10 protein-coding genes are annotated in these 11090 nt (G+C 73.5%); 7 read left to right on the forward strand and 3 right to left on the reverse strand.

Annotated features, from left to right (window positions below):
- Positions 1-8 precede the first annotated feature (8 nt).
- A complete protein-coding gene (locus tag ACR807_RS38735; RefSeq protein ID WP_438926507.1) occupies positions 9-236 on the reverse strand; it encodes a hypothetical protein in 228 nt (75 codons plus the stop codon).
- Positions 237-309: 73 nt separating this feature from the next.
- Positions 310-696 carry an ATP-binding protein gene (locus tag ACR807_RS38740; RefSeq protein ID WP_438926508.1) on the reverse strand — a complete coding sequence of 129 codons (387 nt, stop codon included), beginning with the start codon at positions 694-696 and terminating at the stop codon, positions 310-312.
- Between the two features lie 136 nt (positions 697-832).
- On the opposite strand from ACR807_RS38740, the gene ACR807_RS38745 reads away from it, so the two are divergent.
- Positions 833-1156 carry an STAS domain-containing protein gene (locus ACR807_RS38745; protein ID WP_438926509.1) on the forward strand — a complete coding sequence of 108 codons (324 nt, stop codon included), beginning with the start codon at positions 833-835 and terminating at the stop codon, positions 1154-1156.
- A 17-nt stretch (positions 1157-1173) separates the two neighbouring features.
- Here ACR807_RS38745 and ACR807_RS38750 read toward each other — a convergent pair whose 3' ends face one another.
- Entirely contained in the window at positions 1174-5619 is a 4446-nt protein-coding gene (locus ACR807_RS38750) for a HAMP domain-containing protein (protein ID WP_438926510.1), read from the reverse strand.
- Between the two features lie 95 nt (positions 5620-5714).
- Between ACR807_RS38750 and ACR807_RS38755 the strand changes: the two genes are divergently transcribed.
- The 6 genes from ACR807_RS38755 to pcaC all read left to right on the forward strand — a co-directional run.
- Positions 5715-7103: a PP2C family protein-serine/threonine phosphatase gene (locus tag ACR807_RS38755; protein ID WP_438926511.1), complete on the forward strand. Its 1389-nt coding sequence runs from the start codon at positions 5715-5717 to the stop codon at positions 7101-7103.
- Positions 7104-7313: 210 nt separating this feature from the next.
- Positions 7314-8033 carry a protocatechuate 3,4-dioxygenase subunit beta gene (pcaH, locus tag ACR807_RS38760; RefSeq protein WP_438926512.1) on the forward strand — a complete coding sequence of 240 codons (720 nt, stop codon included), beginning with the start codon at positions 7314-7316 and terminating at the stop codon, positions 8031-8033.
- On the forward strand, positions 8026-8589 hold the full coding sequence (pcaG, locus tag ACR807_RS38765) for a protocatechuate 3,4-dioxygenase subunit alpha (protein WP_438926513.1): 564 nt from the start codon (positions 8026-8028) through the stop codon (positions 8587-8589). Before pcaH ends, pcaG begins: the two co-directional genes overlap by 8 nt.
- Positions 8564-9925 carry a 3-carboxy-cis,cis-muconate cycloisomerase gene (gene pcaB / locus ACR807_RS38770; protein WP_438926514.1) on the forward strand — a complete coding sequence of 454 codons (1362 nt, stop codon included), beginning with the start codon at positions 8564-8566 and terminating at the stop codon, positions 9923-9925. Before pcaG ends, pcaB begins: the two co-directional genes overlap by 26 nt.
- Entirely contained in the window at positions 9922-10671 is a 750-nt protein-coding gene (pcaD, locus tag ACR807_RS38775) for a 3-oxoadipate enol-lactonase (RefSeq protein ID WP_438926515.1), read from the forward strand. Before pcaB ends, pcaD begins: the two co-directional genes overlap by 4 nt.
- Positions 10668-11090: 4-carboxymuconolactone decarboxylase (gene pcaC / locus ACR807_RS38780; protein ID WP_438926516.1), on the forward strand; the 423-nt coding region annotated here is incomplete at its 3' end. The genes pcaD and pcaC, both read left to right, overlap by 4 nt.

The following is an 11090-nucleotide window of genomic DNA, read 5'->3' on the forward strand; positions in this document are numbered from 1 at the left end:
CCTGGGACCTACGCCAGGCGGGACGCCAGCAGCTGCTTGCCCTGCTCGGCGCCCTTGCGGCTCTCGGCCTGCGCGCGGCGGAAGAAGGCCGCCAACTCGCTGTCGCCCGTCCGCTCGGCGTCGGCGATGTAGCCCTCCAGGCGCAGCGCGTTGCTCAGGCACGCCTCGACGAACCAGATGATGTTGTAGTCCTTGTCCTGGGTGCCGGTCACTTGACCGGCCTCACTGGTGGACACGTGACCTCCTCGGTGCTCGGTGTCACCACACCGGGTAACCCGCTGCCCGGCCGCGAAACCCCACCGGGGACCGTCAGGCCGACAGCTCCGCCCAGACGACCTTGCCCGTCGCGGTCGGCTCGGTGCCCCACGCGACGCTCAGCGCGGCCACGATGATCAGGCCCCGCCCCCGGGAGGAGTCGACCCGCACCGGCCGGGGGGTCGGCTGGTCGGGGGAGCGGTCGCCCACCTCGACGCGGAGGCCGTCCGCCGTCCGGGAGAGGGTCAGGTCCACCGGGCCGACCGCGTGGTCGACCGCGTTGGACACCAGTTCGGTCACCACCAGCGCCGCGTCCTCGGCCACGTCCACCGGCAGCTCCCAGGCCGTCGCGACGTCGGCGACCACCTGCCGCGCGTGCGCCGACGACGCCGCGGAGGCGGGCAGCGTCACGGCCACCGGCGCCGTTGGCTCGTTGCGCACATCCGCTCCCGTTGATCGGCCGTCACCGCATCGTCGCACATCCTCCTCCCCGATCACCTACTGGTCGGGTCGAGCGACGGCGTGCCGCGCGGTCGGTGGCGACGAGGGCCCGGTCGGGTGGCTAGGCTCGGGCCCCATGGAGTTGCAGGTGCGCAGTGAGGTGCGTGGCGGCTGGACGGTCGTCGCGGTGTCGGGTGAGCTCGACGCGGACAGCGTCCCGGTCCTGTCCGACCTGCTGGAGGAGAGCACCGCCGCCCGGGTGGTGGTCGACCTGAGCGGCGTGCCGTTCATGGACACCACGGGTCTGTCGCTGATGCTCGACTGGCACCGCCGCCTGGACGGCACGGGCGGGGAGTTCCGGATGGCGTCGTTGCAGCCCGCCGTGCACAAGCTGTTCCGCCTCACCGAGCTGACCGAGGTCATGCACATCCACGAGACCGTGGAGTCCGCCACCGCCTGACACCGGGCCCCGCCCGCTCAGTCCTGCTCCACCCCCAGGTAGAACGCGATCAGCCGCAGCAGGTGCTCGGTGTCCACGGGCTTGGTGACGTAGTCCGTGGCGCCCGAGGCCAGCGACTTCTCCCGGTCGCCCTTCATCGCCTTCGCGGTCACCGCGATGACCGGCAGGTCGGCGTAGCGGGACATGGCGCGGATCGCCGCCATGGTCGCGTTGCCGTCCAGCTCCGGCATCATGATGTCCATCAGCACCAGCGTGACGTCGTCGTACTGCTCCAGCGCGCGGACGCCGGTGATGCCGTTGTCGGCGTAGATGACCTGGAGCCCGTGCAGCTCCAGCACGCTGGTCAGGGCGAACACGTTGCGCAGGTCGTCGTCGACGATCAGCACCTTCTCGCCGTGGAAGCGCATCGGCGGCGGGGGCAGCTCGGACGGGGCGACCAGCGACTCGGGGGCCGGTTCGACCGGGGTCAGCAGCTCGGGCAGCTCCACCGGCTCGACCTCCGCCGGCGCCACGAGGCCCTGCTCGCCCAGCGGCAGGTACAGGGTGAACGTCGAGCCCACGCCCGGTTCGGAGCGGACGTCGAGCCTGCCCTCCAGCAGGGTCGCCAGCTCGCGGCTGATCGACAGGCCCAGGCCCGTGCCGCCGTACTTGCGCGAGGTCGTGCCGTCGGCCTGCTGGAACGCCTCGAAGATCACCGACAGCTTCTCCGCCGGGATGCCGATGCCGGTGTCCTGCACGTCGAACGCCACCGAGCCCTCGAACAACCGGATGCGCAGCTTGATCTCCCCCGCGTGGGTGAACTTCACCGCGTTGGACAGCAGGTTGCGCAGGATCTGCTGCACCCGGTGCTCGTCGGTGTGCAGCGTGCTCGGCACGTCCGGCTCGACGACGACCCCGAAGTCCAGGCCCTTCTCCGCGGCCAGCGGCGAGGTGAGCGCCTCCACGTAGGACACGACGTCGGACACCCGCATCGGGTCGGTCTGCACCTGCATGTGCCCGGCCTCGACCTTGGTCAGGTCCAGGATGTCGTCGATCAGCTGGAGCAGGTCGGTGCCGGAGGAGTGGATGGTGCGCGCGAACTCGACCTGCTTGGGGTTGAGGTTGCCGTCGAGGTTGTCGGCGAGCAGCTTGGCGAGGATCAGCAGGCTGTTCAACGGGGTGCGCAGCTCGTGGCTCATGTTGGCCATGAACTCCGACTTGTACTTCGACGCCGACGAGAGCTGCCGCGCCCGCGCCTCCAGCTCCACCGAGCCCGCCCGCAGCTCCTCGGTCAGGCGCTGCGACTCGGCCAGCAGGCTGTCCGTGCGGGCGTTGGCGAGCATCGTGTTCACGTTGACGCCGATGCTCTCCTTCAGCTGGTCCAGCAGGTCGAGGTGGACCTCGGTGAACTCGCCGAACGACCCCAGCTCGATCACGCCCAGCGTCTCGCCCTGGAACACGATCGGCAGGATCACCAGGTTCGACGGCGGCGCGGAGCCCAGGCCCGAGCCGACCTCCAGGTACCCCGGCGGCACGTCGGTGACCAGCACCGTCTTCTTCTCCACGGCGACCTGCCCGACCAGCGACTCGCCGCGCACGAACCGGGTGGGCCGCCCGCCCTGCGGCGACCAGCCGTAGGCGGCGGTCAGCTCCAGCACCTCGGACGTGCCGTTCACCAGGAAGAACGCGCCGTGCTGCGCGGACACCAGCGGGGTCAGCTCGCTCATCACCAGCGACGCCATCGCCTTGAGGTCGCGGTGGCCCTGCATCTGGCCGGACAGCCGGGCCAGGTTCGTCTTCAGCCAGTCCTGCTCCTGGTTGGCGCGGGTGGACGCCTTCAGGTTGCCGATCATCCGGTTGATGTTGTCCTTGAGGTCGGCGACCTCGCCGGACGCGTCCACGGTGATCTGCCGGGTCAGGTCGCCCGCCGTCACGGCGGTGGCGACGACGGCGATGGCGCGCACCTGGCGGGTGAGGTTGCCGGCCAGCTCGTTGACGTTCTCGGTGAGCCGCTTCCAGGTGCCGGAGACGCCCTCGACCTCGGCCTGCCCGCCGAGCTTGCCCTCCGTGCCGACCTCGCGGGCGACGCGGGTGACCTCGTCGGCGAACGACGAGAGCTGGTTGACCATGGTGTTGATGGTGGTCTTGAGCTCCAGGATCTCGCCGCGGGCGTCGACGTCGATCTTCTTGGACAGGTCGCCGAGCGCGACGGCGGTGGTGACCTGGGCGATGTTGCGCACCTGGTTGGTCAGGTTGTTCGCCATCGAGTTGACGTTGTCGGTGAGGTCCTTCCAGGTGCCCGCCACGTTCGGCACGCGCGCCTGGCCGCCCAGGATGCCCTCCGTGCCGACCTCGCGGGCCACCCGGGTGACCTCGTCGGCGAACGCGCGCAGCGTGTCCACCATGCCGTTGAGGGTGTCCGCGAGGGCGGCGACCTCGCCCTTGGCCTCGACGGTGATCTTCTGCGACAGGTCGCCGCGCGCCACCGCCGTGGCCACGTCGGCGATCGACCGCACCTGCGTGGACAGGTTGTCGGCCATGACGTTGACGTTGTCGGTGAGGCCCTTCCACGTGCCCGCGACGCCCGGCACGCGCGCCTGGCCGCCGAGGCGCCCGTCGGTGCCGACCTCGCGGGCCACGCGGGTGACCTCGTCGGCGAACGAGGAGAGCTGGTCGACCATCGTGTTGATGGTCGACTTGAGTTCGAGGATCTCGCCGCGCGCGTCCACGGTGATCTTCTGCGACAGGTCGCCGCGCGCGACGGCGGTGGTCACCTGGGCGATCGACCGGACCTGCGCGGTCAGGTTGTTCGCCATGAAGTTCACCGAGTCGGTGAGGTCGCGCCAGGTCCCGGCGACGCCGGGCACCTGGGCCTGGCCGCCGAGGCGCCCGTCGGTGCCGACCTCGCGGGCCACGCGGGTGACCTCGTCGGCGAACGAGGAGAGCTGGTCGACCATCGTGTTGATGGTGTCCTTCAGCTCCAGGATCTCGCCCCGGGCGTTGACGGTGATCTTCTGGGTCAGGTCGCCGCGCGCCACCGCGGTCGCCACCTGGGCGATGTTGCGGACCTGGTCGGTGAGGTTGCCCGCCATGAAGTTCACCGAGTCGGTGAGGTCGCGCCAGGTCCCGGCGACGCCGGGCACCTGGGCCTGGCCACCGAGCCGCCCGTCGCTGCCGACCTCGCGCGCCACGCGCGTCACCTCGGCCGCGAACGAGGAGAGCTGGTCCACCATCGTGTTGATCGTCGTCTTGAGCTGGAGGATCTCGCCGCGCGCGTCCACGTCGATCTTCTGCGACAGGTCGCCCTGCGCCACGGCGGTGGTGACCTGGGCGATGTTGCGGACCTGGTCGGTGAGGTTGCCCGCCATGAAGTTCACCGAGTCGGTGAGGTCGCGCCAGGTGCCGCCGACGCCGGGCACCTGGGCCTGGCCGCCGAGGCGTCCGTCCGTGCCGACCTCGCGGGCCACGCGGGTGACCTCGTCGGCGAACGAGGAGAGCTGGTCGACCATCGTGTTGATGGTCGACTTGAGCTGGAGGATCTCGCCGCGCGCGTCCACGGTGATCTTCTGGGTCAGGTCGCCCTGGGCCACCGCCGTCGCCACCTGGGCGATGTTGCGCACCTGGCTGGTCAGGTTGTTCGCCATCGAGTTCACGTTGTCGGTGAGGTCGCGCCAGGTGCCGGCGACCCCGGTGACCTGGGCCTGGCCGCCCAGGCGCCCGTCCGTGCCGACCTCGCGGGCCACGCGGGTGACCTCGTCGGCGAACGACGAGAGCTGGTCGACCATCGTGTTGACGGTCTCCTTCAGCTCCAGCATCTCGCCCGCCGCCGTCACGGTGATCTTCTGCGTCAGGTCGCCCTGCGCCACGGCCGTGGTGACCTGGGCGATCGACCGCACCTGCTTGGTCAGGTTGTCCGCCATGAAGTTCACCGAGTCGGTGAGGTCGCGCCAGGTGCCGCCGACGCCGGGCACCTGGGCCTGGCCGCCGAGCCGCCCCTCGGTGCCGACCTCGCGCGCCACGCGGGTCACCTCGCCCGCGAACGTGCGCAGCGTGTCCGTCATGGAGTTGAAGCTCTGCACCAGCGTGGCCACGTCGCCGCGCGCGTCGACCTCGATGTCCTGCGACAGGTCGCCCTCGGCGACCGCGGCGAGCACGCGGCTCAGCTCGGCGGTCGGCCGGGTCAGGTCGTCGATCAGGCCGTTCACCGCGTCGGCGGCCATCTCCCAGCCCACCGTGCCGGTGCTCGGCGCGAGCCGCTCGCCCAGCCTGCCCTCCTGGCCGACCGACTGGCGCACCCGCACCAGCTCGCCGACCAGCCACTGGTTGCGCTCCGCGATCTCGTTGAAGACCTCGGCCAGCTCTGCGCCCACGCCGTCCGCCTTGGGCACGACGAGGCGACGGCGGAAGTTGCCGTCCCTCATCTCCCGCATCGCGGTGAGCAGGCGGGCCAGGGTCACGTCCGTGTCGTCCTGGGCGGTCGTCACTCGAGCCTCCGATGTCAGCGGAACTGCGCCAAGCCTGCCACTGTTGGGGTCGGCTTGTCCGATAGGTTGGGTCGACCCGACACACAGGAGCCGTGATGGCCCAGGGCTACCGGCAAGGCGCCGACACGGGCCTCGACCTCGACGCGTGGCGCCGTCTCGTCGACGGCTTCCGCGAAGCCGTGGTCGTGCTCGACCGCGACGGCGTCGTCCGGCTGGTCAACCCCCTCGCGGCCGTCCTCTTCCCGGAGGCGCGGCCGGGCTCCGTGCTGTCCGCCCCCCACGGCCGCCGCCAGGACCTCGGCGACGGCTGGACGGCCTGGTACGAGAGGTCCGAGGACCACGTGGAGCGGGCCGTGCGGCGGCTGGCCGTGCTCACCGACCGGGCCGACGTGCTGCGCGCCGTCGTCGAGACGGCGCCCGCCGAGCGCACCGTCGTGGTGCTGCCGGGCCGCCGCGGCCGGCTGGAGTGGTGGCGGCGCACCCCCGCCGGCGACGTGGCGGTGGCCCGCACGGCACGGCAGGCCGTGGCGGGCGCGCCGGGCCTGGAGGCCGTCCTGGACGGTCTCGTCGAGCACGCCGACATCACCTGTTCGGATGACGGCCCGTGGGGCGGGTCGGGCGACGGCGTGGCCGTGCGGATGACCGGCGGCGGCGCCCTCCTGTGCTTCGGCCGGCGGGACCTGGAGCTGCTCAGGCGGTTCGCCGAACGCGCGTCGGCGGCGGTGGACGTGAGCACGCGGTTCGCCGACCGGGAGCGGACCGTCGAGGTGCTGCGGGCGAACCTGCTGCCCGCGCCGCTGCCGGACGTGCCGGGCGTCCGGCTGGCCGGGGTGTTCGAGCCCGCGCACCGGACCGCGATGATCGGCGGCGACTTCTACGACGTGCACCCGCGCGAGGACGGCAGCGCGGCGTTCGCGCTCGGCGACGTGGCGGGCAACGGCCTGGAGGCCGCCGTGCACAGCGGCCGGGTGCGGCAGAGCCTGCACACGCTGCTGCTCGTCGAGCAGCGGCCCGCGCAGCTGCTGCACCTGCTCAACGCGGCCCTGCGGGCGGCGGGCAGCCGGCTGTTCACCACCGTCGTGGTCGGCACGGTCGTCCCCGTGCAGGCGGGCGGCCTGCGGCTGAGCCTCGCCGCGGGCGGGCACCCCGCGCCCCTCGTGCTGCGCCGGGACGGGCGGGTCGAGGAGATCGCCGTGCACGGCGGGATCGTCGGCGTGCTGCCCGAGGTGCGGTTCCAGCAGACGACCGTGCTGCTCGCGCCGGGGGAGACGCTGCTGCTGTTCAGCGACGGCGTGACCGAGGCGCGCAAGGGCGACGACCGGCAGGAGCTGTTCGGCGACGCCCGGCTCAGGCGGGCGCTGGCCGACTGCGCGGGCCGCCCCGCCGCGGCCGTGGCCGAGCACCTGCGGCACGTGGTGTTCGGCTGGCTCGGCGCGGCGGAGCACGACGACCTGACGCTGCTGGTGCTCCAGGCCGAGGACTGAGCGCCACCCGCCGCACCCCCGTGCCACCGTCCACTCCGGACGCGTGCTCCCGGGACCCCCGTTGGCGGCGGTCGCGCGGGTCCCGGAGCAGGTCTTCCGGTGAGCGGAAGGACCCGTTGACCCCCGGTGGACCCGCTCAATAGCGTTCCGCGCACGTCGCCGCCGGTGGACCGGCGCCCGGCGCCCGGCACGACGACGAAGGAGAGCGCGGTGCCGACTCCGCACCACACCTACCGGCGGGACGCGCGGTCCCAGCCGCCGCTGGACTTCCCCGGGTACCGGTCGAACGTCCTGCGCACGCCGCACCGCCCGCTCGTGCTGCTGCCGCAGCGCCTGACCGAGGTCACCGGCCCGCTGCTCGGCGAGGGCCGCGTCGGCGCGCACGACAACGACCTCACCGCCGGGCACGGCGACGAGCCGCAGGGCCGGCGGATCATCGTGTCCGGCCGCGTCCTCGACGGCGACGGCCGGCCGGTCGCGGGCACCCTGCTGGAGGTGTGGCAGGCCAACGCCGCCGGCCGGTACCGGCACGACGGCGACCGCCACCCCGCGCCGCTGGACCCGAACTTCACCGGCGTCGGCCGCACGGTCACCGACGGGGAGGGCCGCTACTCGTTCACCACGATCCAGCCCGGCGCCTACCCGTGGCGCAACCACGACAACGCCTGGCGGCCCGCGCACATCCACTTCTCGCTGTTCGGCACCGCGTTCACCCAGCGGCTGATCACCCAGATGTACTTCCCGGGCGACCCGCTGTTCGAGCAGGACCCGATCTTCAACTCGGTGCGCGACCCGAGGGCCCGCGAGGCGATGGTGGCCCGCTTCGACCTCGGCACGACCGTGCCCGAGTGGGCGCTGGGCTACCGGTGGGACATCGTGCTGCGCGGCAAGAACCCCACCCCGCTGGAGGAGGAGGACGACGATGAGTGAGCTGTGGACGACGCCGTCGCAGACCGTCGGGCCGTTCTTCCGGCACGGCCTGGTGTGGGAGGACGGCCCGCACGTCGTGCCGGAGGGCACGCCGGGCGCGTTCTGGGTGACCGGCACGGTGTTCGACGGCGCGGGCGCGCCGGTGCCGGACGCGGTCGTGGAGACGTGGCAGGCGGACCCGGACGGCCGGTTCGACCACCCGGACGACCCGCGCGGGGCCGTGGCCCGCGCGGACTTCCGGGGGTTCGCCCGCAGCGCCACCGACCCCGACGGCCGCTTCGGCGTGTTCACCGTGAAGCCGGGACCGCTCCCGGCCGGGGACGGCCCGCCGGAGGCACCCCACCTCGACGTGTCGGTGTTCTGCCGGGGCATGCTGGTGCGGCTGGTCACCCGCACCTACTTCCCCGACGAGGAGGCCAACGCCGCCGACCCGGTGCTCACCTCGATCGACGACCCCGCCGCGCGGGACACGCTCATCGCCGCAAGCGTCCCCGGTGGCTACCGCTTCGACATCCACCTGCAAGGGGAGCATGAAACCGTTTTCTTCGACCTCTGACCACGGCGTCCGCTCCCTGTGGGGCCCGCTGTTCACCGACCCGGACGTGGAGGCGCAGGTCTGCGACCGGGCGTGGCTCAGGGCCATGCTGGACTTCGAGCGCGCCCTCGCCATCGTGCAGGCCAGGGCCGGCCTGGTGTCCGAGGAGGCGGCCCGGATGGTGGTCACCGCCATCGACGTCGGGCACTACGACCCGGTCGCCCTCGGCGAGGGCGCCCTGACCTCCGGCACGCCCGTGGTGCCGCTCGTCCGCGCGATCGGCGCGCACGTCACCACCGAGGGACGCGCCGCCGTGCACAACGGCGCGACCAGCCAGGACGTGATGGACACCGCGATGTCGCTGGTGGCGCACCGCGCCCTGGGGCCGCTGCTGTCCGGGCTGCGGGGCGTCGCCGACGAGTGCGCGCGGCTCGCGTCGCGGCACCGGGGCACCCTCATCGCCGGCCGCACCCTCACCCAGCACGCCCTGCCCACCACGTTCGGGCTCAAGTGCGCCGGGTGGCTCGTCGCGGTCGACGAGGCCGAGGCCGCGCTGGAACGGGTGCGCGCCACCCGCCTGGCCGTGCAGTTCGGCGGCGCGGCGGGCACGCTGGCCGCCGTGCAGGACCCGCGCGGCGACCTCACCGACCAGCTGGCCGCCGAGCTGGGCCTGGTCGCGCCGGTCGTGCCGTGGCACACCAACCGGACGCGGGTGGCCGAGCTGGCGTGCGCGCTGGGCGAGGTGTCCGGCGTGCTGGCCAAGATCGCGCTGGACGTCGTGCTGCTCGCGCAGACCGAGGTCGCCGAGGTGGCCGAGGGCGACGGCGGCACGTCGTCGGCCATGCCGCACAAGCACAACCCGGTGCGCGCCGTGCTGGTCACCGCCTGCACGCGGCGCGTGCCCGGCCTCGTCGCCACCGTGCTGTCCGCGATGGCGCAGGAGCACGAGCGGGCCGCGGGCGCCTGGCACAGCGAGTGGCACACCGTGTCGGAGCTGCTGAGGCTCGTCGGCGGCGCGGTGCGCGGCACCCGCGAGCTGCTGTCCGGGCTGCGCGTCGACCCGGAGCGGATGCGCCGCAACCTGGAGCTGACCGGCGGCCTGCTGATGGCCGAGAACGTGGCCGTGCGGCTGGCCGCCCGCATCGGCCGGTCCGAGGCGCAGGACCTGGTGGCCGAGGTGTGCCGCACCGCCGCCGCGGCCGGCCTGCCGCTGCGCGACGCGCTGCTCGCCGACCTGCGGATCGGCCTGTCGGAGAAGGAGGTCGACGACGCGCTCGACCCCGCCGGCTACGTCGGCAGCGCGGGTGAGTTCGTCGACCGCGCCCTCGCGGCGCACCGGGAGAGGGGACGACCGTGACGCTCCACCACGTGCTGAGCGGGCGACCGGACGGGCCGGTCGTCGTGCTCGGCCCCGCCCTGGGCACCACCACCGCCCTGTGGGAACCGCAGCTGCCCGCGCTGGAGGCCCGGTTCCGGGTGCTGCGCTACGACCACCGGGGCCACGGCGGCAGCCCGTCGCGCCCGGGGCCCTGCCGCGTCGACGACCTCGCCGAGGACGTCCTGGAGCTGCTCGACGCGCTCGACCTGCCCCGCGTGTCGTACTGCGGGGTGTCGCTGGGCGGCATGGTCGGCATGTGGCTCGCCGGGCACGCGCCGGAACGGGTCGAGCGGCTGGTGCTGTGCTGCACCGCGGCCGCGTTCACCTCCTCGCGGCCGTGGCTGGACCGGGCGGCGGTCGTGCGGGCGTCCGGCACCGCGTCCCTCGCGCCCGCCGTCGTGCGCCGCTGGTTCACCCCGGCGTTCCGCGCGGCGCGCCCGGACGTGGCGCCCGCGTTCGAGGCGGGGCTGGCCGCCGTGGACGACGAGGGCTACGCGGCCTGCTGCGAGGCGCTGGCGGCGCTGGACCTGAGGTCCGTGCTGCCCGCGATCGAGGCGCCCACCGCGGTCGTCGCGGGCGCGCACGACGAGGCCACGCCGCCGTCGTGCGGGCGGGCGATCGCCGACGCGGTGCCGGGCGCCTCCTTCCACGTCGTGGACGGGGCGCACCTGGCGAACGTGGAGGCGGCGGACGAGGTCGTGCGGGTCCTGGAGGCGCACCTGTGAGCCGGGAGGAAGGTGCGCGGGTGCGGCGGGAGGTGCTCGGCGACGAGCACGTGGACCGGGCGGAGGCGCGCACCGACGCGTTCACCGCCGACTTCCAGGACTTCATCACGCGCTACGCGTGGGGCGGGGTGTGGACCAGGCCGGGCCTGGAGCGGCGGGCCAGGTCGTGCGTCACGCTCGCGGTGCTGGCCGCGCTCGGGCACGAGCACGAGCTGGCGATGCACGTGCGGGCGGCGCTGCGCAACGGCCTCTCGCCGGACGAGATCGGCGAGGTGCTGCTCCAGGTCGGCGTGTACGCGGGCGTGCCCGCGGCCAACCGGGCGTTCGCGGTCGCCCAGCCGATCATCGCCGAGGTCCGGACCGGGCGCGGGGAAGACCAGCGCGGGGAAGACCAGCGCGGGGAAGACCAGCGCGGGGAG

It is taken from the genome of Saccharothrix sabaoui, from assembly GCF_051756985.1.
GTDB lineage: Bacteria > Actinomycetota > Actinomycetes > Mycobacteriales > Pseudonocardiaceae > Actinosynnema.